This window comes from Formivibrio citricus (genome assembly GCF_900115065.1).
Taxonomy (GTDB): Bacteria; Pseudomonadota; Gammaproteobacteria; order Burkholderiales; family Chitinibacteraceae; genus Formivibrio; species Formivibrio citricus.
On the sequence record NZ_FOVE01000013.1, the window covers coordinates 1 to 25,556 of the forward strand.

The window sequence follows — 25,556 nt, forward strand, 5'->3', positions numbered from 1 at the left end:
CCGTCCTTGGCTTCGCCAACCATCTTGCCCATGGTGTAGGCAGTCTGGGCGGCGCTGAGGACGGGGGAGCTGACGGCGACCGTGAGGCCGCTTTGCTTGAATTCGTGGGTTTCGACGGTGCGGCGGACATCCTGACCGGGATCGATGAGGATGCGCTGGGCGCTGACGTTGAGATCCTGTCCGGCGACCAGGTCGCTGCCGCGGATCGTGGCATCCTTGCCGGCGCTGATCGTGAGGCTGCCATCGGTACTGCCGATCAGGCTGCGACTCTGGCTTTGGGTGGTGCCATCCTGGTTGTTCTTGTCGGTCTGCTGGCGCGAGCCGATGGTGAAGCCGATGCTGCCTCCGTTGCCCAGCAACCCCGATTCCTTCACATCCTTGACGTGGCTTTCGCTGTAGGTGTGGGTGGCCGCCTGAATGGTGACGTTGTTGCCGGCGTTGAGTTGGACGTCCTGTGTGCCGACGACGTTGCTGCCACGCACCGTGAGGTTGTTGCCGGTGGTAAGGGCGATGCTGTTGCCGCTGAGGGTACTGCCGACGGCGGTAGTGCCGTTGCTTTGGTCCTGGAGCGTGGTGGTCTTGCTGTTGAGGAAGCCCTTCTTGCTCTCCTGGAGGTTGTAGGTGGATTCATGCCGCTCGGCGGTTTCGGCGACCGTGATGTTGTTGCCGGCATTGAGGGCGATCTGGCCGTTGCTGGAGGTGACGGTGGCCGATTCGAGGAGGAGGTTGCCGCTCGGTGTCGGTCCTGCGCCTTCGCCGCTGGGGCCGGCGCTGAGGTGGATGGCGTTACCGGCGCTCAGCTGGCTGCCGACGACGGTTTCGTCGCGGCGGGTGCCGCCATAGCGGTAGTTGGAACCGGCGGTTTGGTAGCTTTGCGTCTGGTCGTCCTTGACGGCCTGGAGCTTGATGTCGCCTTGGGCCTGGAGGGTGAGGCTGTCGGTGGCGTTGAGGGCGGCGCCTTTTATGGTGGTGTCGCCGCCGCTTTGCAGGGTGAGGTTGTTGGCGTTGAGACTGCTGGTGGCGTTGACGGTGCGGGTGACGCTGCTGCTGAGTCCTTCGCGGCCGCCGGTGGCACTGGCGCGGGTTTCGAGGGCGCCGATGTCGAGGTTGCGGCCGGCCATCAGGGTGGCGTCGCCGGTTGCGTTGAGGTTGGCGCCGTTGATCGTGAGGTCGCGGCCGGTCTGGATGACGAGGTCGCTGCGCGAGGCGAGATTGCCGCGGCTGCCCAGGAGGGTGTTGCTGCCGCTGGCGTCGGCGAGCTGGATGGCTTGCGTGGTGTTGAGCAGGTCGCGTCCGGCCAGGAGGGCGACGCGCCCGCCGTTGACGGTGCCCGATTCGTTGACGATGTCCTGGTTGGCGACGATCAGGGTTTGTGTGCTGCCGTCGATGTTGCCGCCACGGTTGATGACGTCGTTGCCCTGGAGGGTCAGCGAGTTGCCGCGCAGGGTGCCGCTGTTGGTGAGCGTACCGCTGGTCTGGAGGGTGAGGTCGGCTGCGGCGATCAGGGCGCCGTTGGGTTTGAGGTCGTCGGCGTGGACGCGGGCGAGGTAGACGACGGGGGTGAGAACTTGCTGGTTGCTGCCGTCCGGGAGGGTGACGCTGCGCGATTCCAGCCAGACGAGGTCGCTGGTCAGGGCGGCGACCTGGGCGGCGGAGAGGCTGATGCCGGGGGTGAGGTTGTATTGCTGGGCCATGGTAACGCCCTGGTCCATGAGCGCCTTGAACTGGTCTTCGGCGCTGGCGTATTGGCCGAGGGTACGCCGGCCGGTGAGCTGGGCGATCTGGTCGAGAACGAGGCGTTGTTCGTAGAAGCCGTCACCGAGGCGTTTCTGGGTCTGTTCCGGATTGAGGTTGAGCCGGCTCAGCATGTAGTCGCTGCTGATGAAGTTGCCGAAGTTGGCGAAGCGCGGGTCGGTTTCGATCAGGTAGCGGGCGCCCGGTTCGGTGTGTCGGGTGTAGAGGGCGTTTTGCGGCAGGTTGAAGGCCGGGGCGCTCTGGCTGGCTGCGGAGGTGACGCCGCCATTGGGGGCACCGTGGTTCTGGCCGGCATCCAGCGTGCCCCCGTTGCCGCCAGCCGGGACGTTGGCGCTGAAGACGGTCTGGTTGTTGACGCTAGCCGTGTTGATGTTGATCGATTGCCCGGCAGTGATGCTGCCGGCAACCGTGCCGGTTACCGCAGTCTGTGTGCTGAGCGGGTCGGTCCGTTCGGCATAGCGCGGAACGTTGCCGGCCCAGGTCCAGTAACCGGAGGTGCCGCTGGTGGTCGTGGTGCGTACCAGTCCGCGCGAGACGTTGACGACGCTACCACCCGTCACGTCCCCCAAGGCGGTCGTGCTGCCGTTGATGTCGATATTAGCACCGGCGGCGATCTGTCCCTGTTCGTTGGTCAGGGTGCCGCCGAGCGAGACCTTGATGTTGTTGCCGGCCAAGATTCTGGAGTCGGCGCCCTGCTGCGTGACCTGTTCTTCCTGGGTACGGACTTGCTGGCGGCGCCAGGCTTCCCACAGTTCGCCGCGGTCGGTGAGGCCGGCGGAACGGATCTCGGAGGGGCGCATCATGTTCGGCCCCATGCCGGGGTAGAAGCTCAGCTGGTACTGGGTGCCGTTGTTGATAGGGGTCAGCGATTCGTAATAGATCGTGCCGGCATACCATTCCCAGGGCTTGGTCTGCGGCGTGGAGTTGTCATCGCTGAAGAGGTGGAACTGGTAGTCGCCGAAGAACAAGGGGGTCTTGAGCGTAAGCACCTTGTTCGTCGTGTCGTTGGTGTTGAGATTGCCGGCATCGATGGTCACCACCTTGGGGGCGGTGTATTGGCCACGGATGTTGAGCTGGCGGTTGACCCAGGTGTTGGTGCAATCCTGAAGGCCATTCTCGTCCCGAGTGCAACCCCACTCCCAGAGGATGACGTTGGATTTGTTGGCGGCAACTGTGCCGAGATCGGTGGTGCCGATCTGGACGGCGCGACGGTTGGTCAGGTTGGTGACGGCCACTTCCAGATTGCCATCGGTTTCGAGGGTGGACGAGTCGTTGAGGATCGTGGTGGTGCGATCTTGCAGGCGCCCGTTGCCGTCGCGCTGGCTGCTGGCGGCGATGCTCAGATCGCCCATGCTGTAAACGGTCGCGCCGTTCTGGTTGGTGAGCGTGTCGCGCACCCAGAGCTTGGTATTGCCGGTCGAGGCGATCAGTGCAGTAGCACCGTCGTTGGTCAGGCTGTTGGCCGTGACCGTCACATCCCCGCCAATGACCGTGCCGGTGTTGGTGAGGCTGGCGGCGCCGGCGTTGACGGTATTGCCTTCGATGCGCCCGGCGTTGGTCAGGTTGCCGGTGGCGGCCAGAGTGGTCTGGTTGGCATTGATGCCGGCCCCGGACTGGTTGTCGATATGCGTTGCATTCAGGTTGAGGTTATTGACGGCCTCCAGTTGGCCTCGGTTGATCAGGGTGCCGCCCGCCGTCAGCGTCATGTCGCGGTTGGCCTTGATCTGGTTGCCCGTGCCGTTGGTGAAGTCCCCCGCCACGTTCAGGCTCACATCCTGCGCTGCGATGATCTGGCCGGCGCCGGTCACGGTATCGGCAGACAGCGTGATGTTGCGGTCGCTGCCGATCTTGCCGGCACTGTTGGTCAGGGTGCTGGTTTGCAGGCGCAGATCGCTGCCGCTTCCCTGTTGGGTGCCGATTTCGCCGGCGCTGTTGTCGAGGCTGGCGGACGTCAGGCTCAAGGGGCCGGTCGCGGTGATGCTGCCGCTGTTTTGCGCGGCGCCGCTCAGGTTGAGGGTCATGCGGTCGCCGGAGACGATCTGGCCGTTCTGGGTATTGGCCAGGGAGCCGGCGTTGACCTCCAGCTCGCCGTTGCCGCCGATCATGCCCATGCCGTTCACATTGCCGGCATTGCTGTTGGCGATGCCCTGACTGCTGTTGATCGTGGTCTTGCGGGTGCCAATGTTGGCAATGCGGCCACCGGTGTTGTCGATGTCGCTGGCGCTGACCGTCATGGCGCTGGTCGTGCCATTGGCTTCGATGCGCCCGGCGACGTTGTTCAAGGCGCCTTGCGTGCTCAGGGTCAGGTCGCCGTCATAGCTTTTGAGCTGGCCTTGCCGGTTGTCGACGGGGCCGGAGACCTGCAGATTGGCATTCCCGGCGGCGAGCACCTGGCCGCTACGGTTGTCGAGGCTGGTGGCGGTGACGGCCACTTGCCCGTTGCCAGCGATCAGCCCCTGGTCGTTTTGCAGTGCGCCGGTCGTGACGGTGAGCTGTCCGGTCCCGGCGTGGGAGATCCGGCCTTGGCTGTTGGTCAGCGACCCGGCTTGTACGGTCAGGTTGTTGCCATTGCTGGCAAGGGTGCCGGCGGTATTGTCGAGCGCGCCGGTCACGGTAATGCGCGTATCGGCGGTGCCGCTCTGGCTGAGCGTCCCGCTCCGGCTGGAGAGGCTGGCGGCATCGACGGTGATGCGGCCGGCCTGTGTCTGGCCGTTATCATGGTTAACCGCGCCCGTTGCATTGAGCGCCAAGTCGCCGCCTGCGCTGGTCCGGCTACCGGAGAGATCGAGATCGCCGCTTTGCGCTGCGAGTTGCACGTTGCCGTTGGCGCTGGTTTGGCTGTTGGCCAGGTTGATGCCGGCGGCGGTCAGGCTGATATGGCCGCCCGCCACGTTCTGGCCGTTGGCCGTCAGTTGGCCGGAGGTGGTGACCGTCAGGTTGCCGCTGTTCCCGACCGTGCTGTCAGGCTGCACACCGCCCCCCAGTACGCCGCTCGACTGGACGCTGGCGGCCTGGATCGACAGGTCGCTGCCTGCGGCCAAGGTGCCGGTGTTCTGCACGTCGCCCGGCGTAGTCACCTGGACACCCTGTTGACCATAGGTTGTCCCCCCATGGCTGACGCCATCCCTGGCGGTCAGTTGCAGTACGCCGGTGGCGCTGGTGTTGCCGGTGAGCGTGATGCGCCCCTGGCTGTCGATGCTGAAGTCGCCGTTCTGCGCCGACAGCGTGCCGGCGTTGACCACGCCGACCCCCGCTTCCGTGCCGACCAGGCGGATTTTGTTGGCATACATGCCGCCCAGCGCGCCGACGTCGATGCTGACGCTCGGGGCATTGCCCATGCCGGCGATCTGTTGCGTGCTCAGGTTGGCATGGTTGACCTGGTTAGCGCCGGCGATGACGTTAAGCTGGTTGGCCCAGAGCTGGCCGTTGACTGCGACACTGCGGGCGATCAGGTCGAGCTGGTCGGTGCTGCTGCCGTAAAGGCCGGCGTTGTCGATGCGAATCTGCCCGCCGGTGACGCGGTAGGCGTTCAAACTGCCGTCGCCGCCGAAGACCGGGGTACCGGTCGTCAATACGCCCCGGCTGGTATTGATGAAGCCGCAGCCATTGCAAGTGATACCGTTGGGGTTGGCAAGCACTACTTCGGCGCGCGTGCCGGCGACTTCGACATGCCCCTGCAACAGGCTGGGATTGCTGGAGGTGACTTCGTTGAGAATGATCCGGGCCGTCCCCCCGGTCAGGTTCGGGTTGCCGGCGATATAGCCGCCCTGCTGGGTCTGGACGATCCCCTGGCTGTTGTTGAGTATCGCGCCGCGCGATTCGACATTGAATTGCTGGTATTGGTTGTGCGATACACCGTTCGAGTTGGGGGCGACGATCTGCACTACCGGTACACCGTTGAGGGCGGCTTCCACGCCGGGCTTTTTGCTTCCCGCATTCGGGTCCGCCACGATGGGGCTGGCCGCCAGCACCGGTTGCACCGTGCATGAAACCAGCGTGATCCACAGAACGATCTTTTGGAGTAACGAGGGGGCGCGGGTTTCGGTGGGCTCGTTGATGGCGAGGCGAAGAGAGTCGACTGATTTCATGACGGGGAACGGATCGATCAGAATTGGTAGGAGAACTGGAAGCCGGCGGCGGGCCGGCTGGTCGAGAGGGTTTGGGGCTTGTGCAGCGCCCAGCCGACGAAGGCGTCGAGCGAGGCTTTTTTGTATTCGCCGCGAATCCCGAGCACGGTGCCGGTCAATTGCCGTGCAGGCTGGGTTTCGGTGCCGCCGCCACGAATTTCGCCGTGGTCGAGTCCGACATAGGCCGACAGCGGCGTCTTGGGAATGCTGATTTCCACTTCGTTGCGCCAGTACCAGCCTTTGTCGGCGCTCAGCGGGCTGTCGCCGTCGTAGCCGCGCACGGTGTAGCGTCCGCCAATCGAGATCTGCTCGGAGCCGTACAGCCGGGTCTGGGCGGTTTGTCCGCGGAATGCGGCGATGTAGCGCATTGATTGCCCCGCGACCGCGAACGGCACGATCAGGCCAATATCGAGCGTTTGCAGGCGGTATTGCCGGGCGGGGTTGTCTGCGGTCTGGCCGGCCACGTCGCTTTGGCCGTTGAACCAGGTCAGGCCCTTGCGGTAGGCCAGCGTGGCGTCCAGCTGGGCTTTCCCAAAATACTGCCGGTGTATCAGCGCCAATTCACCGCTGGTGACGTTCTGCCGCTGGACTTCGATTTCGGTGTCGCTGATATAGCTCTTGCCGAAGCGCTTGGCGATGCGCGCCTGGACGGAGGTCTTGTTGTTCTGGGCACGATGGATCAGGCGCTGGATCTTGAAATCCAGGGTTTGGGATTCTCCGCTGGAGACGAAGGTCTGGTTCGATCCGTAGACGGTCTGGCGATAGCGGCTATCGCTTCCCGAAAAGGTAAAGGTCCAGTATTCCCAGGGGAATGAGTAATAGACGCTGTTGCCCTTGGTTCCCCGTTCGGAGCCATCCCGCATGACGTCGCTGTTGAGGCCGATGTTGAACAGGTCATTGATGCCGAAGAGGTTGTCGTAGGCGAGATTGATCCCGCTCTGCATCTTGCCGGTAGTGCGGGTGCCGGAGTCGTCAAGGGTGAGCGTGATTTTCCAGGGCTTGTCGCGCTTGAGCTTGATGACGACGTCGCTTTCGCCGGGCTCCTTGCCAGGGACGATTTCCATGTCCACGTCCTGGCTGGGTACCCGTTTCATCTGTTCCAGACCTTGTTCCAGGTCGCGGATGTTCAGCAGGTCGCCGGGACGGGCGGGGAAGGCGGTGCGCCAGGTGCCCCATAGCGCGGGATCGGCGAAGCGGATTTCGCGGATGGTCCCGGCGGTCAACAGGAGACGAAATTCCCGGCTGGAGAGGTTTTGTTCGGGGATGCCCAGCCGGGTGGTGACGTAACCTCGTTCCAGGATCTGGGCGGAGAGCCGGCGATGGATGAGGTTGATGCCATTGCGGCCGATGCAGCGACCGGCATATTGATTCAGGTAGTCTTGTGCCCAGCGAAATTCTTCCGTGCGCGCCCCCTCCAGACGGAGACGCTCAATCGGGAAGCACGGAGCTTCGGTCGGGAGGTCCAGTGCGTGCGAGTCAATGCCGGCCGCAGGTTCCAGTCGGACATCGGGGGCCTTTTGGCGAGCCTGGCGTTCTTCGAATTCGCGCTGGGTGCGGCGGCGTTGCTCTTCGGAGTCCTGCGTGGCGGTATCTGCCAAAGCTGACGACACTGACAAAATTGACAGGCCTAGCGCCAAACACCCTGCCGCAACCGGTTTGCTCAAACCGGCATGGTCTGTATTTCTTTCACACAAAGAGGGAGACGCTTGACTGAGTAACCGCAGAAGAAACACCACTACCACCCTGTTAAAATTACTAGGTTTATCTTTTATTTACAGGCTTTTACACGGCGGCGGAATTTAGTGCGGATGCGCGATACGAACAAGTGAATTAGCAATGGCTAATATTTACAAACGTAAGAATTAAAATAAAATCCGAAGAGAAATAGCGCGCACCACCCAGAACGATGAAGTGGAATAATTGGTCATAATTATTGACCAATAAAGCTTGGGCAGGCGCTGGGGGCAGGGAGGAAAACCACGACAAACCGCTTGAATGATAGGGTTTATCAAGTGCATATCCCAAAAGAGGGGCACCTCGAACGGTGTGGCGAGGCCCGAATCACGGAACGAAAATGACCCAGGTTGTCGATGTGCGCGAAATTTACACGAAAGAAACCAGGGTGATTATTACCAACAGCCCGGAAAATTTATGATGCAGTTACAACACTTTTACGCCATGGCGCACTTGGGAGGGGGTGTCGGGCACGCCATCATCGGCAGCAGGAACCCTTGATCATTCAGGTTTGAGAACTCTTCCAACGGGCAGTCGGGGCTGTCGACCAGCACGCCATTCCGCCAGATGTCTCCAATCCGGAGCATCGGCAAGGTACCAACGGAAACCCAAACCTTGCGCTGGAACTTGGCGGGATAGGTCGATTGGGGAGAAAGGAGAATTTCAGGGGTATCGAGAAAGCTGTCGTCAGTCAGCCGCGACAGATGCAGCAGCAAAGAAGGTTGTTTTCGGCGAATTGAGCGGTCCGGGAAGGCCAAATCGCCGAACCAGTCAACTCGCCAATAATTTTCATCCTTTTATAAGGGCTGAAATCGAAGTTAATTTATTGTTATACAATGGTTTTTACAAAAACACTGTCTCATTAACTTCTACTCGTTAACACCCACCCCTGCCTTGTGCGCCTGCTGATCCGCATGGTACGAACTGCGCACCATCGCCCCGACAGCAGCGTGCTTGAAGCCGATCTCGCCGGCGAATTCCTCGAAACGCTTGAACTGGTCCGGGTGCACGTAGCGCAGCACCGGCAGGTGGCCGTTGGAGGGTTGCAGGTACTGGCCGAGCGTGAGCATGTCGATGTCGTGCGCGCGCATGTCACGCAGCAGGTCGAAGATTTCCTCGTCGGTTTCGCCGAGCCCGACCATGATGCCGGACTTGGTCGGCACTTGCGGGTAACGCGCCTTGAAATCCTTGAGTAGCTGCAGCGAATGCGCGTAGTCGGCGCCGGGACGGGCCTGCCTGTAGAGGCGCGGCACGGTTTCCAGATTGTGGTTCATCACGTCCGGCAGCGCCTGGCCGAATATTTCCAGCGCGAGGTCTGCTCGGCCGCGAAAATCCGGCACCAGCACCTCGATCTGCGTCAGCGGGGAGAGTTCGCGGATTTTCTTGATGCAGTCGACGAAATGCTGTGCGCCGCCGTCGCGCAGGTCGTCGCGGTCGACCGAGGTGATGACCACGTACTTGAGCTTGAGTGCCGCCACCGTTTCGGCGAGGTGTTGCGGTTCGTTGGGGTCGAGCGGATTGGGCCGGCCATGACCGACGTCGCAGAACGGGCAACGGCGGGTGCAGATGTCGCCCATGATCATGAAGGTCGCCGTGCCCTTGCCAAAGCACTCGCCGATGTTCGGGCAGGTGGCCTCTTCGCAGACGGTGTGCAGCTTCTGGTTCCGGAGGATGTCCTTGATCTCGTAGAAGCGCCCGTTGAGTGACGGCGCCTGCACGCGTATCCATTCCGGCTTGCGCAGTTTCTGTTCCAGCGGCACCACCTTGATCGGGATGCGTGCGGTCTTGGCTTCACCCTTGAGTTTGACGCCCTGGAGGGCCGCGGTCGGCTTGCTGGAATCGCTCATTTCACTGCGCCTCAATGCTATTGAGAATCTTTATCGAAAGTTTAGCCGCAATAGAAGCCGGCGTCTCGTCAATATGACCAAAATCGGCCAGTTGGGTCACGGCCAGCCCGGCATAACCGCAGGGGTTGATGCGACTGAACGGCTCCAGGTCCATGTTCACGTTGAACGACAGGCCGTGATAGCTGTACCCGTTGCGGATGCGCAGCCCCAGCGCGGCAATCTTGGCCTCGACGCCCTCGCGCTGCACGTACACGCCGGGGGCATCGACCTTGCCGTACGACTCGATTCCATAATCGGCCAGAAGGTCGATCACGCTCTGCTCCATGCGCCGCACCAGATCGCGCACGCCGAGCTTGCGGCGCTTGAGGTCGAGCAGCAGGTAGGCAACCAACTGGCCGGGGCCGTGGTAGGTGACCTGCCCGCCACGGTCGATCTGCACGATGGGGATGGCGCCGGGGTTAAGCACATGCTCGGGCTTGCCGGCCTGGCCCTGCGTATACACAGGGGGATGCTCCAGCAGCCAGAGTTCGTCGGGCGTGGATTCATTGCGCGCTGCGGTAAAAGCTTGCATCGCCTGCCAGGTCGGGACGTAATCCACCAAGCCCTGCGGCTTGATCAAGGGCGAAGAATGCGAAGCGCGAAGTTGCGAAAACTCGTGGACAACCGAACTCCAATCCCCACTCCCCACACCCCGCTCCCGGCAATTCACAGCAACATCCTCACCAGCGGATGCGCCTTCAGCGCTTCGTCGAGCGCATAGAACTGCTCGATGTTCTGGAAGGTGACCGACAGCGTTGCGGAGTGATAATTGCCGCTGCTGCTGGCGCGCAGAGAGATCAGGGGCTCGGCGAAACCCGGCACGATGCGGGCGGTGAGGTCGAGCAGTTCGGCGCGGAATTGTGCCGCTTCAACACCTTTGTGGCTGATCGCCTTGATCGGCACCAGGGCCGGGAATTGCAACAAATCTTTTAACTTGGGGGTGTCCGTCATTTGGATCGCATCTCGGTGGTCTTGAAGACCTGGTAAAAATCGTACATGCGGCGATAGATGGGGCCGGGTACGCCATTTCCAACCGACCGTCCGTCCAGCTCGGTCACGGCGAGCACTTCCTTGCTTGATGACGAGATCCACATTTCATCCGCACCACGCGCCTCGCGCTCCTCTATTTCGCGCACCTCAAGTGCCATGCCATGGTGGCGAGCGAGCTCCAGCACCACGTCGTAGGTGATGCCGGTCAGCATCTGGTGGGAAGGCGGCGGAGCAAGGAGGGCACCGCGTTTGACCACGAAAACGTTGCTCGCTCCGCCCTCGACCAGGAAGCCGTCGCGGAACAGCACCACCTCGGCCGCGCCGGCTTCGGCGGCAACCTGTTTCAGCAGCACATTTCCAATCAGTGAGCAGGATTTGATATTGCAGCGCCCCCAGCGGATATCCGCGGCGGATACGGCCTTGATGCCGCGCTCGATCAACTCCTGCGCCGGCGGCAACAGCGGCTCGGCATAGCCGAAGACGGTCGGCGTGACCTCGTGCGGAAACGCATGGTTGCGCGGCCAAGCCGGCCCGCGCGATACCTGCAGGTAGACCGACTGATCGCCAAACTCGTGCCGCGCCACGATTTCTTCGACGATTGTTACCCACTCGTCGGTCGTGTGCGGATTGGCAATGCCGACCGCGCTCAGGCTGCGATCAAGACGCGCGAGGTGCTCCCGCAAGCGGAAAGGCCGCCGGTCGTACACCGGGACCAGCTCATAGACGCCATCGCCGAACAGGAATCCGCGGTCCAGCACTGAAACCTGCAACTCGGCCAGCGGGGCATAGCGGCCGTTGAGATAGCCCGTAATATCCGGAATCAGCATGCCATGCTCCTTGTCAGTTATTCTAAATTCAGTTGAACCACAGAGGCACAGAGAGAAACACCCCCCGTGATGCCCTGAGATTGCCAACACCCGACAGGTGAAGGGCGTTGGTCGGATAAGCTGCAGGTGCCATCCGACATGCAAACGTCGGAAGGCGCTACGCTTTTCCGACCTACCTGAACCACAAACGAATCGCGTCGATCAAGCGCCGGAAAAAGCCGCCCTGCTCGACACTTTGCAACGCCACCACCGGGTATTCGGCCAGCGGCTTGCCGTTCAGCGAGACCTTCATCTTGCCGATGATTTGCCCCTGCTGGATCGGAGCGATCAGCGGCTCGGAGAAGAGCAGTTCCTGCTTGAGCCCGGCAGCCTCACCTTTGCCCACCGTGACGTGCTGATCCTGCAGGAATCCGGCCTGAACCTGATCGGCAGCGCCCTTCCAGACACGCGGCGTCGCCAGCGACTGCCCTGCGGACGCGATCTTCGGCGCATCGAAGAACTGGATGCCCCAGCCCAGCAACCGCGCGGATTCCTTCGCCCGCGCTTCTTCGCCACCGGTGCCGACCACGACGGAAATCAGGCGGCGGTTATCGCGCTTGGTCGAAGCGATCAGATTGTAGCCGGCGCTGGCCGTATGGCCGGTCTTCAGCCCGTCGACGAAGGCGTCGCGGTACAGCAGCAGGTTGCGGTTGGGCTGCTTGATCGTCTTGCGGCCGTTGCTGTAAGTGAAGTCCTTCATCGAGTAGATCGGGTAGAACTGCGGGAAGTCGCGGATGATCGCGGCGGCGAGCTTCGCCAGATCGGCCGCGGTGGTGTAATGCTCGGGATCGGGCATGCCGGAACTATTGCGGAAACTGGTATTGGCCATACCCAGGCGCTTGGCCTCGGCCGTCATCATCTGCGCGAATATTTCTTCGCTGCCGGCAACGGCTTCGGCCAGCGTCACACAGGCATCGTTGCCCGAAACCACGATCATGCCCTTGATCAAATCGTCCACGCTGGCGGGCCTGTCCGGCTCCAGAAACATGGTGGAACCGCCAACCTTGTAGCCCTTCATCGAAACAGTGAACTGCTGGTCCAGTTTGATCTTGCCTTCCTTGAGCGACTTGAAGGTCAGATAGGCCGTCATCAGCTTGGTCAGCGAAGCGGGTTCGATGCGGGTTTCGGCATCGTGGGCCGTCAACACCTGCCCGCTCTGGTGATCGAGCAGAAGCCACGATTTGGCTGCCAGCGGCGTGATGGGCGGCGCATCGGCAAAAACCAGGGCCGAGGACAGGGCGGGGACGACAAGAAGCAGGGAGCGCAGATTCATGGTTGATGCAAAAAACTGGACTGGAAAGGTCAGATTATAAGTTCTCGCTCCTGCCGCGCGGCAGGAAATTGCAGCACCGCAACAATCAAGCGCAATTTGCACGCCGCGGGGGCGTATAATGCGCGTTTTTCGACGCTGTCTTTTTCACCCACAGATGATTCGCAAATTGATCGGCAAAGTATTGCGCCGCCCCGGCAAGCAGATTCTCCACGCCAAGCACTACGGCGTTCGCCGCGAGCTGATTCACTCCGCCGCGCTCAAGGTCTGCGACCGCCTGCAGGAAGCGGGCTTCGAAGCCTATATTGTCGGAGGCGCGGTACGCGACCTGATGCTGGGCAAGAGTCCCAAGGACTTCGACGTCGCCACCAGCGCCACGCCGGAACAGGTTCGCCACGTATTCCACCGTTCACGCATCATCGGCCGGCGTTTCCGTATCGTGCATGTGCCGTTCTACGACAGGCACGGCGAAGAGATCATTGAGGTCACCACCTTCCGCGGCAACTCCGACGCCCCGACCGACGAATCCGGTCGCATCATCCGCGACAACGTTTACGGCACGCTGGAAGAAGACGCGCTGCGCCGCGATTTCACGATCAACGCACTCTATTACGACCCGAACCGTGAGGAAATCCTCGACTTCCATCACGGAGAGGCCGACATCAAGGCCAAACGGCTGGCGATCCTCGGCGATCCGGAACAGCGCTACCGCGAAGATCCGGTACGCATGCTGCGCGCCATCCGCCTCTCGGCCAAACTGGGTCTGACACTGGCGCCGGCCACCAAGGCTCCGATCTCCAGCCTGGCCAAGCTGCTCGGCAATATCCCGTCGGCACGCCTGTTCGACGAAATGATGAAACTGCTGCTTTCCGGGCGCGCCTGGGATTGCGTGATGGCACTGCACGCCCACGGCCTGCACCGCGAGCTGTTCCCCATGCTCGACAAACTGCTGGCAAAACCCGATGCGCACCAATTCCTCAAGCAGGCGCTCGACAATACCGACGCCCGTCTGGCGCAAGACAAGCCCGTCTCGGCAGGCTTCCTGTTCGCCACATTGCTCTGGCATGAGGTCGAAGCCGACTGGCAAGCGCGCCAGGCAGCAGGCCAGCATGTTGTCCCGGCCCTGGTCGACGCCATGAACAGCGTGGAAACCATGGTCGAGAAACGGCTGGCCATTCCGAACCGCTACGGCGCAGCCATGAAGGAAATCTGGCTGCTGCAACCGCGCTTCGAGCAACGCGCCGGCAACCGCCCGTACCGGCTGCTGGAACAGCAGCGCTTCCGCGCCGCCTACGATTTCCTGTTGCTGCGCGCCGAATGCGGTCTCGTGGAAAAAGAACTTGCGCATTGGTGGCACGAGTTCCAGTATGGCGATGAAGACTCCCGTTCCGCGCTGATAGCGCGTGCAGCCCAGAAGCCGGGAGACGACAACGGCGCCAAGCGCAAGCGTCGCCGCAAACCCGCCAACCGGAAGAAAGCGGCCCCCGAAAAGGAGTGATGAAACGGTGAGCGTGCAGGCATTCATTGCACTGGGAGCCAACCTCGGCCAACCCGCCAAACAGCTCAGAAGGGCCATTGCCCTGATCTGCCTGCTGCCCAACACCCGGCTCGTCAGTTGCTCCAGCTTCTACTCTTCCGCGCCAGTGGGCTACACGGACCAACCCGACTTTATCAATGCGGTCGTGGAAATCACCACCAAGCTTTCGCCCCACGGATTGCTGGAAGCCCTGCTCGCCATCGAAAGCGCACTGGGCCGCGAGCGACATTTCTCCAACGGCCCGCGCACCATCGATCTGGATCTGATCCTGTACAGCAACCTTGCCATCAACAACGAAGCGCTGACCGTTCCCCATCCGCGCATGAGCGAACGCGCTTTCGTGCTGGTTCCCCTCCTGGAAATAGCCCCGAACATCATCATCCCCGGACAGGGCCGGGCAGAGGAACTGCTGCCCCGAGTCACCGATCAACAACTGCACCGAATTGCCTGATTTTATGTCACAAGCCAATCTTTACGGCGCCACCAGCGCCCCGTCTTCACCACGCCATGGATTACCCGCCATGAAAATCACACTATCCACCCTGAACAAAATGAAGCGCGACGGGCAGAAGATCGCGATGCTCACCTGCTATGACGCCACGTTCGCCGCCATCGAAGCCGCCGCCGGAGTCGACATCCTGCTGATCGGCGATTCGCTCGGCAACGTCGTCCAGGGGCATGCCTCGACCCTGCCCGTCACGCTGGAAGACATGATCTACCACACCGCCGCCGTCGCACGCGGCGCCGGCCCGGCACTGGTATTGGCCGACATGCCGTTCGGCAGTTCGCAGGTCTCGCCGGAAAAAACCTTCGAGAACGCGGCACGGCTCATGGCTGCCGGCGCGGAAATGGTCAAGATCGAAGGCGGCGAAGTCATGATCGAAACCGTGCGCTTCCTTGCCAGTCGCGGCATTCCGGTCTGCGCCCATATCGGCCTGCAGCCGCAATCGGTCAACGTCTACGGCGGCTACAAGATTCAGGGCAAGAGCGAAGACGAGGCCGAAACGCTGCGCCGCGATGCGCTCGCCCTGCAGGAAGCCGGCGCGGCCATGGTGCTGATGGAGCTGGTTCCCGCTGCCGTCGCACAGACCGTGACCGAAGCGCTCTCGATCCCGACCATCGGCATTGGCGCCGGAGCGGGAACGGACGGCCAGGTGCTGGTGCTGCACGACATGCTGGGCCTGTGCCCCGGCAAGAAGCGTTTCCTGCGCAACTTCATGACCGGCAGCTCCTGCATCCAGACCGCCATCGAGACTTACGTCAACGCGGTCAAGAGTGGCGAATTTCCGGCAGCCGAACACTGTTTCTGAACCAACGCGAATTACCCCAATGAAGATCATCCATACCATCGAGGAACTGCGCGCCTGGCGCAAAACGGTCGGCAAAGTTGCTTTCGTGCCGACCATGGGCAACCTGCACGAAGGCCACATGGCGCTGGTACGCGAGGCGCGAAAGCATGCCGATCATGTCGTCGTGAGCATTTTCGTCAACCGTCTGCAATTCGGCCAGGGCGAGGATTTCGACCGCTACCCGCGCACGCTGCAGGCTGACGCCGCGCTGCTGGAAAAGGAAGGCGCAGAAGTGGTTTTCGCGCCGGACGAAAAAGAGCTCTACCCGCGCGTGGTCCAGCAGTACAAGGTCGATCCGCCGGCCATTCAGGACGAGCTTTGCGGCGCCTTCCGTCCCGGACATTTCGGCGGCGTTGCGACCGTCGTCACCAAGCTCTTCAATATCGTGCAGGCCGAGGCCGCCTGTTTCGGCAAGAAGGATTACCAGCAGCTCTTCGTCATCAAGAGCATGGTCGACGATCTCAACATGCCGGTCGAAATCGTTCCGGTCGATACCGGCCGTGCAGCCGACGGACTGGCGCTCTCGTCGCGCAACGGCTATCTCTCCGCCGTCGAGCGCGCCGAGGCGCCGCGCCTCTACCAACACCTGACCCGCATGAAAGCCGCCATCGAAGCTGGGGAGCGCGACTTCGCCAAGCTATGCGAGGAAACGCAAGCCGACCTGACGCCGCGCGGCTGGCAGGTGGATTATGTGGAAGTGCGCCATGCCGGCACCCTGAAACCGGCGATGCACACCGACCACGACCTCGTTATCCTGATCGCAGCGCGCATCGGCCACACACGCCTGATCGACAACATCGAGATCAAGGTTTAACCGGAAGACGGGTGAAGAAAAAGGGCGCCACAGCTTGGGCGCCCTTTTTCATGCAGCAAGTGATTCAAGCGGGTAGCCCGGATGCAGCACAGCGGAATCCGGGAACGCGGGCTCAAAAACAAACCCGGATTGTAGCCCCCCAACGAAAGCCCCGGATTTCACGTTGTTTCATCCGTGCTACGCCCTTTTTCATTCCGCTGGCGAATCGAACCAAGCCTGCAATATCTGCATCGCCGCAACCTGATCCAGCGCCGGTTTCTGGCGACGGCCTTTAAGCCCGGCTTCGTCGAGCGCGGAGGATGCGGCGGCAGAAGTGAAGCGTTCATCGACCAGATGCACCGGCAAATTGAAGCGCCCGTTGAGGCGGTTGGCGAACTTGCGTGCCAGCCGGGTCATTTCATGCTCTCCGCCATCGGGCGAAAGCGGCAAGCCGACGACCAGCGCGCCCGGCTGCCACTGCGCAACCAGCTCGCCAATGCGGGCAAAACGCTTGTCGTTACCCTCGGCGGCAATGGTTTCCAGCGGATGGGGAATGCCCAGCTCGGTCGTACCGACCGCAACACCGATGCGCGCTTCGCCGAAATCGAAAGCGAGCAGCGTGCTCATGCGTGGCCGGCTTCCTCGGAAAGCATGGCCAGATCGATGCCCAGCAATTTGAGCGCGGCATCGTAGCGCTCGTCGGGAGGAAGATCGAAAATGACTTTCGGATCGGCTTCCACAGTCAGCCAGTCGTTGCGGGAAATCTCGGTTTCGAGTTGCCCGGCTTCCCAGCCGGCGTAGCCCAGCGAGACGAACATCCGTTGCGGCCCGCCGCCGTCGCCCACCGCCAACAACACGTCCTTGGACGTGGTCAGCCCCATTTCGTCGGATACCGTGAGCGTGGATTGCCAGTTTCCCAATGGTTCGTGCAACACGAAACCGCGGTCGGTTTGCACCGGGCCACCGAAACAGACCGGCAGATCTGCAACGTCCGGACGGTGCAAAGGCACATCAATCTGCTCGAAGAGGGTGGAAAGCGTCATCCCCAAAGGGCGGTTAACAATCACACCCATGGCGCCGCGTTCGCTGTGCTCGCAAACGAAGGCCAGCGCCCGGGAAAAAATCGGGTCACTGAGATGGGGCATGGCGATGAGAAAATGGCGGGATAGATTCAGGTCCATGGCCTGATTATCGCACAGGAAAAGACGAATACCACCTTCCGGCGCACCGGTTGTAATATCCTGCCATGACTACCGCTCTCGTCTGGCTGCGCCGCGATCTGCGCCTTTCCGACCATGCCGCGCTTTCCGTTGCGCTGCAGGAACATGGCCGCGTGATTCCCGTGTTTGTCTTTGACCGCACGATTCTCGATCCACTGCCGCCCACGGACCGGCGAGTCGCTTTCATCCTGGAAAGCCTGAAGGAAATCCAGGCCAGGTTGCGCGAATATGGCAGCGGCTTGGTGGTTCGCATTGGCGATCCGCGCACGGAAATTCCCGGACTGGCCCACGAGTTTCAGGCTTCGGCAGTCTACGCCAACCGGGATTACGAACCCGCCGCCATTGCACGCGACACGGCCATCGCACAGTCGCTGGCCGGGCAAGGCATCCAGTGGGTCGACGTCAAGGACCAGGTAATTTTCGAACGCGATGAAATCCTCTCCCGGCAAGGGACTCCGTTTCAGGTATTCACCCCCTATTGGCGCAGCTGGCTGCAGAAACTGACGCCAGTCGCCATGGCCGAATATCCGGTCACGCCTTATTGCCGGAACCTGGCCCGCCTGCCTGCCGTACCACTGCCTTCGCTTGAAGAACTGGGTTTTGCCCCCAACGACGAAACGCCTTTTACCCTCACTGTCGGCGAGAGCGGCGCTGCAACCTTGCTCGCCGACTTTGCCCGGCGCATCGAACACTATCATGTCCTGCGCGATTATCCGGCCAGAAAAGGCCCTTCATACCTTTCAACCCATCTGCGCTTTGGCACCGTCTCTATCCGCCAGCTCGTTCGGCTGGCGCTTGCGAATCCGGGAGAAGGCGCAGAATGCTGGCTGAAGGAACTCTGCTGGCGCGAGTTCTACCAGCAACTGCTATGGCACCGGCCCGATCTTGTCGAACACACGTTCCGTCCCGAGTTCGACCGGCTCCCTTTCCCCAACCGCGAAGACTGGTTCGCGGCGTGGTGCGCCGGCCGGACCGGCTATCCGCTGGTCGATGCCGGCATGCGCCAACTCAACCAGACCGGCTGGATGCATAACCGCCTGCGCATGATCACCGCCAGTTTTCTGGTCAAGGATTTGCTGATCGACTGGCGCCGGGGCGAGCGTTACTTCGCGGAAAAACTGCTCGATTTCGATCTCGCCAGCAACAACGGTGGCTGGCAGTGGGCAGCCTCGGTCGGCTGCGATGCCCAACCCTGGTTCCGTATCTTCAACCCCGTCACCCAGTCCCGGAAGTTCGACCCGGCAGGCCACTTCATTCGCCGCTATTGCCCCGAACTGGCGAGACTGCCCGATTCAGCCATCCATGCGCCATGGCTTGCCGCGCCACTTGAACTGGAATCCGCCGGCATCCGGCAAGGACAAGACTACCCCCATCCGCTGGTCGATCACGCCAGCCAGCGCCAAGCCGCTTTGGCCTTATTCAAGGCCGCATCCGGACGTTAACCCGTCTGCAAAAATGCGGCGCCATACGCGCCGCACTGCCGCATGAAAAGGCATTGTTCATGGCAGGCGATTCACTATTCCGCCACCATCGAAGCCGCCCGCGCGGGGGGCAGGGCGCGGCTTTGCCGTGGTAGCCGATGAAGTCAGAAAACTGGCCGAGAGCACGCGCCAATCGACCGAAAGCATCGTGGGCGTGGTGGGAGGAATCCAGGAGCAGCCGCCTACGGAACGTAAAAAGGGCGGCCCGGATCCCCGGACCGCCCTCTCTCCTCCTCCCTCTACCGGGGAGTGCTTCTTACTTGTACATCGCCGCCATTTTTTCCAGCGGAATCGCCTTGATCTTGTCGGCTTGACCGGCAGCACCGAAAGCCAGGTAGCGAGCTTCGCACACTGCTCGCATCGCGGCAATGGCCGGCTTGAGGTAGGTGCGCGGATCGAATTCGGACGGCTTTTCCGCCATCGTCTTGCGGATCGCACCGGTCATGGCCAGACGCAGGTCGGTATCGATGTTGATCTTGCGCACGCCGAACTGGATAGCGCGTTGCATTTCTTCCACCGGCACACCCCAAGTCGGCTTCAGGGCACCGCCGTACTGGCGAATGATGTCCTGCAGGTCTTGCGGCACGCTGGAAGCGCCGTGCATCACGAGGTGGGTATTCGGAATCGCTTCATGGATCTCGCGCACGCGGTCGATCGCCAGCACTTCGCCGGTGGGCGGCGAGGTGAACTTGTAGGCGCCATGGCTGGTGCCGATGGCGATCGCCAGGGCATCCACGCCGGTCGCATCGACGAAGCGTTTGGCTTCGGCCGGGTCGGTCAGCATTTCGTCGCGGCTCAGCGCGCGGTGGGAGCCGATGCCGTCCTCGGCTTCGCCGTGGCCGGTTTCCAGGCTGCCCAGACAGCCAAGTTCGCCTTCTACGGAAACACCACAGGCATGCGCCAGCTTGACCACTTCGCGCGAGACATTGACGTTGTAGTCGAAATCGGACGGGGTCTTGCCGTCTTCACGCAGCGAACCGTCCATCATGACGCTGGAAAAACCGAAACGGATCGCCGAAATGCACACCGCCGGGCTAACGCCGTGGTCCTGGTGCATGACGATGGGCAGATGCGGGTAGCTGGCCAGCGCGCCTTCGATCAGGTTCTTGAGGAACTGCTCGCCGGCATACTTGCGGGCACCGGCGGAAGCTTGAAGGATGACCGGGCTATTGGTCGCGTCGGCGGCCTGCAGGATGGCCTGGATCTGCTCCAGATTGTTGACGTTGAAAGCCGGAACGCCGTAACCGTTTTCGGCGGCGTGATCCAGAACCTGACGCATGGACACCAAAGGCATGGGAAGTCTCCAATCAAGGAAGGTTTATGTTCGACTCAAGAACGGTAAATTATACCGGAATCTGCGGGACAGATTCGCGCCTGCCCCGCCGATTGCTTACCCAGATCAAACTGCGCGCTGTTCGAGAATCTCGACAGCCGGCAGGGTCTTGCCTTCGAGGAACTCCAGGAAAGCGCCACCGCCGGTGGAAATGTAGCTCACCTGCTCGGTGATGCCATACTTGGCTACGGCGGCCAGCGTATCTCCGCCGCCGGCAATCGAGAAACCGCTGGAAGCGGCAATCGCGCGGGCAATCGCTTCCGTGCCCTTGCCGAACTGGTCGAACTCGAACACGCCCACCGGGCCGTTCCAGACAATGGTGCCGGCGGTCTTGAGGATTTCGGCGAGCTTGGCGGCGGAATCCGGGCCGATGTCGAAGATCATGTCATCGGCTTCGACGGCAGCCAGCGGCTTGGTCACGGCCGGCTCATCGGCAGCGAACTTTTTGCCCACGACCACGTCGGTCGGCAGCGGCACGTCGCCGCCGCGCGCGCGGATCTTGGCGATGACCGACTTGGCATTACCCACCAGATCGGCTTCGGCCAGGGACTTGCCGACCTGCTGGCCTTCGGCGAGCAGGAAGGTGTTGGCGATGCCGCCGCCGACGATCAGTTGATCGACCTTGTCGGCCAGCGATTCGAGGATGGTGAGCTTGGTCGAGACCTTCGAACCGGCCACAATCGCCACCAGCGGCTTGGCCGGGGCCTTGAGCGCCTTGCCCAGCGCGTCGAGTTCGGCGGCCATCAGCAGACCGGCACCGGCTTCCTTGGCAAACTTGGCCACGGCATGGGTGGACGCTTCGGCGCGGTGCGCGGTGCCGAAGGCATCGTTCAGGAATACATCGCACAACGCGGCATACTTCTGGCCGAGTTCGTCGCTGTTCTTCTTCTCGCCCTTGTTGCAGCGCACGTTCTCCAGCAGCACCACTTCGCCGACCTTGGCCTGATAACCTTCCCAGGCAGCGATGACCTTGACTTCCTTGCCCAGCACTTCGGACAGGCGCGCAGCTACCGGTACCAGAGAATCTTCCGGCTTGAATTCGCCTTCAGTCGGGCGCCCCAGGTGCGACATCACGATCACGGCCGCGCCGGCTTTGAGCGCAGCTTCGATGGTCGGAGCGCTGGCGCGGATACGGGTATCGTCGCCGATCTTGCCGTCGGCCACCGGTACATTGAGGTCAGCACGAATCAGGACACGCTTGCCGGCAAGCGCGATGTCGGTCATTTTGCGAAAGGCCATGATGGGATTCCTTCTAGGGGAGAATCAGACTGGAAAAACGCCGCCCGGTCTTGCGGGCGGCGTTTCTTTAATTCCGGTTACAGCAGCGACTTGGCGCGGGCGATGACGTTTTCCACCGAGAAGCCAAAGTGCTTGAACAGCGTGCCGGCCGGGGCGGATTCACCGAAGCGGTCGATACCGATCACACCGCCTTCAAGGCCGACATACTTGTACCAGAAGTCGGATACGCCGGCTTCGATCGCCAGACGCTTGACGCCCTTGGGCAGCACGGCATCGCGGTATTTGGCATCCTGCTTGTCGAAGACGTTGGTACACGGCATCGAAACGACACGCACCTGCACGCCTTCGGCAGCAAGCTGCTCGGCCGCCTTCACCGCCAGATCGACTTCGGAACCGGTCGCGATCAGCACCAGTTGCGGCGCACCGGCGCAATCGCGCAGCACGTAACCGCCCTTGGCAATCGCGGCCACCTGCTCGGCAGAGCGTGCCTGGAACGCCAGGTTCTGTCGCGACAGGATCAGCGAAGACGGGGTATGCGCCTGCTCAACGGCATGCGCCCAGGCGGCCATGGTTTCCACGGTGTCGGCCGGACGCCAGACGTTCATGTTCGGGATGAGGCGCAGGGTTGCGACCTGCTCGATGGGCTGGTGCGTCGGGCCGTCTTCGCCGAGACCGATCGAATCGTGGGTAAAGACGAAGATCGAGTTGACCTTCATCAGCGCTGCCATGCGCAGGGCATTACGCGCGTATTCGGAGAACACGAGGAAGGTGCCGCCGAACGGACGGTAGCCGCCGTGCAGGCCGACGCCGTTCATGATCGCCGCCATGCCGAACTCGCGCACACCGTAGGAAATGTAGTTGCCGCCGTCCTTGGTCAACTGGGTACAGCCCTTCCAGTTGGTGAGGTTGGAGCCGGTCAGGTCGGCGGAACCGCCGAGGAATTCGGGCAAGTTCGGCGCCAGCAGGTTGATGGCATTTTGCGAAGCCTTGCGGGTTGCCACGGTTTCGGCCTTGGCTACGGTCTCCGCCACGGCCTTTTCTGCCACCTCGGCAAAGTTGGCGGGCAGTTCATTGGCCATGCGGCGCTTGAATTCGGCAGCGAGTTCCGGGAATTCGGCGGCATAAGCAGAGAATTTCTGGTTCCACGCCACTTCCGTGGTAGCGCCAAACGCCTTCTTGCTCCAGCCGGCATAGACTTCGGCCGGAATCACGAACGGTTCGTGGTTCCAGCCGATGGCCGCACGCGTGGCCGCAATTTCGGCATCGCCGAGCGGTGCGCCGTGGCAGTCGTGCCCGCCGGCCTTGTTGGGCGAGCCCTGACCGATCACGGTACGGCAGCAGATCAGGGTCGGCTTGTTGGTTTCGGCCTTGGCGGCCTCGATCGCGGCATTGAGTGCATCGACGTCGTGACCGTCCACGTTGCGCACCACATGCCAGCCGTAGGCTTCGAAACGCGCTGGCGTATCGTCGGTGAACCATCCTTCGACGTGGCCATCGATGGAAATACCGTTGTCGTCCCAGAAGGCGACCAGTTTGCCCAAGCCCCAAGTACCGGCCAGCGCACAGACTTCATGCGAGATGCCTTCCATCATGCAGCCGTCGCCCATGAACACCCAGGTATGGTGATCGACGATTTCGTGACCGGGGCGGTTGAATTCCTTGGCCAGCAGTTTTTCCGCGAGCGCCATGCCCACGGCATTGGCGATGCCCTGCCCCAGCGGGCCGGTCGTGGTTTCGATGCCCGGCGTGTAGCCGTACTCGGGGTGGCCCGGGGTACGCGAGTGGAACTGGCGGAACTGCTTCAGGTCTTCGATCGAAAGGTCGTAGCCGGTCAGGTGCAGCAGGGCATAGTGCAGCATCGAGCCGTGGCCGTTGGAAATGACGAACCGGTCGCGGTTGATCCATTTCGGGTTGGCCGGATTGTGGCGGTAGTGGTTGTTGCCCCACAGCGCAACGGCGATTTCCGCCATGCCCATCGGCATGCCCGGGTGCCCCGAGTTGGCTTTCTGAACCGCATCCATGGCAAGAGCACGAATGGCGTTGGCAAGTTCTGTTCGCGTGACCATGGACAGACTATCCCTTTCTTTGAAAACGTGGATTTCGGGCCGAAAACTCCAACCCGCTGAAATAGCGCGCATTATCCGGGAAGCGACGGGGTCAAGACAACCGTAAAACATGCCTGTCCGACAAAAAACAGGGGCGAACCAAGGTTCGCCCCACATCAGTCTTACACAAACATTTTATTCAACAACGTATTTGCCCGGCGCGGCCCCTTGATTGGGATGAGCCCGGCTGGAAAGCTTCGGCTTGACCTGGTTGCCGGACAGCCCGCGCAGCCACTCGACCCAGTTGGGCCACCACGATCCGGCCACGTTTTCCTGCCGCTCCAGCCATTCTTCGGCAGTCTCGCCCGGCTGGGCCTCGCCCTGCCAGTAGGTACGCTTGCACTTGGGGCCGGGCGGATTGATGATGCCGATGATGTGCCCGGAGGACGACAGCGTGAACTTGACCGGACCGCCCGTGCGGTGAACCAGCGAGTAGGTCTGCTTCCACGGTGCGATGTGGTCTTCTTCGGCGCTGACCATGTAGATCGGCTGCCTGATCTTGGCCAGATTGATCGACTGCCCCGCCACCTTGATCGCATCGGGCTCGACCAGCTTGTTCTTCCAGTACAGTTCGCGCAGGTAGAAGCGGTGCATTTTCTCCGGCATGCGCGTGGTGTCCATGTTCCAGAAAAGGATATCGAACGCCATCGGCGTTTCGCCGAGCAGGTAGTTGCCGATCCAGTAGTTCCAGATCAGGCTGTTGGGACGCAGCATGCGAAAACTCGACGCCATTTCCTTGCCGTCCAGGTAGCCTTTGCGCGCCATCAGGTTTTCAATGAAGGAAAGACCTTCTTCGTCGATGAACACCTCAATATCGCCCGGGCGCTTGAAGTCGGTCAGCGTGGTCAGCAGGGTCGCCGAATTGACCGGCACGTTGTCCGGATCGTTGCGGTTGGCCCAGGCCAGATAGGTCGTGACCAGCGTACCGCCGATGCAGTATCCGGCCAGATTGACCTTGTCGGAACCGGAGATTTCCTTGGCCACCTCGACGATCTTCGCCACGCCTTCGGTCAGGTATTCATCGAAGCCGATATCGCGCATCGAGCTGTCCGGGTTCTTCCAGCTCGTGATGAACACGGAGAATCCCTGATCGGTCAGGTATTTGACCAGGCTCTTTTGCGGATTGAGGTCAAGCACGTAGAACTTGTTGATCCACGGAGAAACGATCACCAGCGGCACTTTGTGCACGGTTGGCGTAGTGGCTTCGTAATGGATCACTTCCAGCAGCTTGCCGCGATAGACCACCGCACCCGGCGTCGTGGCGAGATTCTCGCCGACCTTGAACGCGGAAAGGTCGGTCATGCTGATATCGCCATTGGCGACATCCTGGGAAAAATTCTTGAACCCGGCGAACAGGCTCTCGCCCTTGCTGGACAGCGCTTTGGCGATCGCCATCGGGTTACTGAAGAAGAAGTTGGTTGGCGCAACCGCGTTGAGCCATTGCCGCAGCCAGAATGCCGAGCGACTGCGCTCCTGATCCGACAGCCCCGGCGTTTCGTACAAGGCATCCTGCAGCCAGCGGGTGTTGAGCAGGTACCATTCCTTGAGCGAATCCCAGAACGGCACTTCATCCCAGACCGGATCGGCAAAACGGGTATCTTCCGGGTTGGGCGGGAAGACGTCGGTATCCGGCTCCCCGAGAAAACGATCCATCGCGAACTGCTGCCAGCGCGCCACATCGCTGGTATAGCGGCCCATGGCGGAAGCCAGTGCATCGGGATTCAATAGCCAGGCCTGTTGCGCCTTGAACCAGATGGAAACCATGCCGAACGGGTCAAAGGCCTGACGCAATTCGTGCTGGAGTGACGCATTGCGCACCGCCTGTTCTTCAAAAAAATGTTTGACCGACATTTTGCCTCCCGTTTCTTTCT

19 protein-coding genes and 1 pseudogene are annotated in these 25,556 nt (G+C 61.7%); 6 read left to right on the plus strand and 14 right to left on the minus strand.

Annotated elements, in window-relative coordinates; translation table 11 throughout:
- The 8 genes from BMZ36_RS09165 to BMZ36_RS09200 all read right to left on the minus strand — a co-directional run.
- On the minus strand, nucleotides 1–5,843 hold a 5,843-nt coding region (locus tag BMZ36_RS09165), incomplete at its 3' end, for a two-partner secretion domain-containing protein (protein ID WP_143086014.1).
- A gap of 17 nt (nucleotides 5,844–5,860) precedes the next feature.
- Nucleotides 5,861–7,480, minus strand: coding sequence for a ShlB/FhaC/HecB family hemolysin secretion/activation protein (locus BMZ36_RS09170; protein ID WP_218142685.1), 1,620 nt, complete (start codon nucleotides 7,478–7,480; stop codon nucleotides 5,861–5,863).
- A gap of 573 nt (nucleotides 7,481–8,053) precedes the next feature.
- Nucleotides 8,054–8,374: a hypothetical protein gene (locus BMZ36_RS09175; RefSeq protein ID WP_143086015.1), complete on the minus strand. Its 321-nt coding sequence runs from the start codon at nucleotides 8,372–8,374 to the stop codon at nucleotides 8,054–8,056.
- A 111-nt stretch (nucleotides 8,375–8,485) separates the two neighbouring features.
- The gene (lipA, locus tag BMZ36_RS09180) at nucleotides 8,486–9,463 is read right to left on the minus strand and encodes a lipoyl synthase (protein ID WP_091194968.1); all 978 of its coding nucleotides are present in this window, start codon (nucleotides 9,461–9,463) and stop codon (nucleotides 8,486–8,488) included.
- 1 nt (nucleotide 9,464) lies between these two features.
- On the minus strand, nucleotides 9,465–10,172 hold the full coding sequence (gene lipB, locus BMZ36_RS09185; RefSeq protein ID WP_308417369.1) for a lipoyl(octanoyl) transferase LipB: 708 nt from the start codon (nucleotides 10,170–10,172) through the stop codon (nucleotides 9,465–9,467).
- Entirely contained in the window at nucleotides 10,169–10,453 is a 285-nt protein-coding gene (locus BMZ36_RS09190; RefSeq protein ID WP_091194973.1) for a YbeD family protein, read from the minus strand. The genes lipB and BMZ36_RS09190 overlap by 4 nt, the downstream gene beginning before the upstream one ends.
- Nucleotides 10,450–11,319, minus strand: coding sequence for a D-amino acid aminotransferase (locus tag BMZ36_RS09195; RefSeq protein ID WP_091194975.1), 870 nt, complete (start codon nucleotides 11,317–11,319; stop codon nucleotides 10,450–10,452). The genes BMZ36_RS09190 and BMZ36_RS09195 overlap by 4 nt, the downstream gene beginning before the upstream one ends.
- 172 nt (nucleotides 11,320–11,491) lie before the next feature.
- Nucleotides 11,492–12,631, minus strand: coding sequence for a D-alanyl-D-alanine carboxypeptidase family protein (locus BMZ36_RS09200; RefSeq protein ID WP_091194977.1), 1,140 nt, complete (start codon nucleotides 12,629–12,631; stop codon nucleotides 11,492–11,494).
- A 154-nt stretch (nucleotides 12,632–12,785) separates the two neighbouring features.
- On the opposite strand from BMZ36_RS09200, the gene pcnB reads away from it, so the two are divergent.
- The 4 genes from pcnB to panC all read left to right on the plus strand — a co-directional run bounded on the left by pcnB (nucleotide 12,786) and on the right by panC (nucleotide 16,328).
- Nucleotides 12,786–14,126 carry a polynucleotide adenylyltransferase PcnB gene (gene pcnB, locus BMZ36_RS09205; protein ID WP_091194979.1) on the plus strand — a complete coding sequence of 447 codons (1,341 nt, stop codon included), beginning with the start codon at nucleotides 12,786–12,788 and terminating at the stop codon, nucleotides 14,124–14,126.
- A gap of 7 nt (nucleotides 14,127–14,133) precedes the next feature.
- The gene (gene folK, locus BMZ36_RS09210; RefSeq protein ID WP_091194981.1) at nucleotides 14,134–14,616 is read left to right on the plus strand and encodes a 2-amino-4-hydroxy-6-hydroxymethyldihydropteridine diphosphokinase; all 483 of its coding nucleotides are present in this window, start codon (nucleotides 14,134–14,136) and stop codon (nucleotides 14,614–14,616) included.
- Between the two features lie 70 nt (nucleotides 14,617–14,686).
- Nucleotides 14,687–15,475, plus strand: a complete 789-nt coding sequence (gene panB, locus BMZ36_RS09215; RefSeq protein ID WP_091194983.1) for a 3-methyl-2-oxobutanoate hydroxymethyltransferase — start codon at nucleotides 14,687–14,689, stop codon at nucleotides 15,473–15,475.
- A gap of 19 nt (nucleotides 15,476–15,494) precedes the next feature.
- On the plus strand, nucleotides 15,495–16,328 hold the full coding sequence (panC, locus tag BMZ36_RS09220) for a pantoate--beta-alanine ligase (protein ID WP_091194985.1): 834 nt from the start codon (nucleotides 15,495–15,497) through the stop codon (nucleotides 16,326–16,328).
- Between the two features lie 189 nt (nucleotides 16,329–16,517).
- Here panC and ruvX read toward each other — a convergent pair whose 3' ends face one another.
- Together ruvX and BMZ36_RS09230 are read right to left on the minus strand one after the other, a co-directional pair.
- Nucleotides 16,518–16,934, minus strand: a complete 417-nt coding sequence (gene ruvX / locus BMZ36_RS09225) for a Holliday junction resolvase RuvX (protein WP_091194987.1) — start codon at nucleotides 16,932–16,934, stop codon at nucleotides 16,518–16,520.
- A complete protein-coding gene (locus tag BMZ36_RS09230; protein WP_091194989.1) occupies nucleotides 16,931–17,488 on the minus strand; it encodes a YqgE/AlgH family protein in 558 nt (185 codons plus the stop codon). Before BMZ36_RS09230 ends, ruvX begins: the two co-directional genes overlap by 4 nt.
- 65 nt (nucleotides 17,489–17,553) lie before the next feature.
- On the opposite strand from BMZ36_RS09230, the gene BMZ36_RS09235 reads away from it, so the two are divergent.
- Together BMZ36_RS09235 and BMZ36_RS14340 are read left to right on the plus strand one after the other, a co-directional pair.
- Entirely contained in the window at nucleotides 17,554–18,969 is a 1,416-nt protein-coding gene (locus BMZ36_RS09235; RefSeq protein ID WP_091194991.1) for a cryptochrome/photolyase family protein, read from the plus strand.
- A gap of 78 nt (nucleotides 18,970–19,047) precedes the next feature.
- A pseudogene (locus BMZ36_RS14340) lies at nucleotides 19,048–19,180 on the plus strand (methyl-accepting chemotaxis protein); the annotation flags it as partial.
- Nucleotides 19,181–19,264: 84 nt separating this feature from the next.
- Here the strand turns inward: BMZ36_RS14340 and fba are convergent.
- The 4 genes from fba to BMZ36_RS09255 form a co-directional block, all read right to left on the minus strand.
- Nucleotides 19,265–20,302, minus strand: a complete 1,038-nt coding sequence (fba, locus tag BMZ36_RS09240) for a class II fructose-bisphosphate aldolase (protein WP_091194993.1) — start codon at nucleotides 20,300–20,302, stop codon at nucleotides 19,265–19,267.
- Nucleotides 20,303–20,407: 105 nt separating this feature from the next.
- Nucleotides 20,408–21,580 (minus strand): phosphoglycerate kinase, encoded by a 1,173-nt coding sequence (locus BMZ36_RS09245; protein WP_091194995.1) that lies wholly within the window; start codon nucleotides 21,578–21,580, stop codon nucleotides 20,408–20,410.
- 77 nt (nucleotides 21,581–21,657) lie between these two features.
- Nucleotides 21,658–23,646 (minus strand): transketolase, encoded by a 1,989-nt coding sequence (gene tkt / locus BMZ36_RS09250; RefSeq protein ID WP_091194997.1) that lies wholly within the window; start codon nucleotides 23,644–23,646, stop codon nucleotides 21,658–21,660.
- Between the two features lie 174 nt (nucleotides 23,647–23,820).
- Nucleotides 23,821–25,536, minus strand: a complete 1,716-nt coding sequence (locus BMZ36_RS09255) for a PHA/PHB synthase family protein (RefSeq protein ID WP_091195242.1) — start codon at nucleotides 25,534–25,536, stop codon at nucleotides 23,821–23,823.
- Nucleotides 25,537–25,556: the final 20 nt, after the last annotated feature.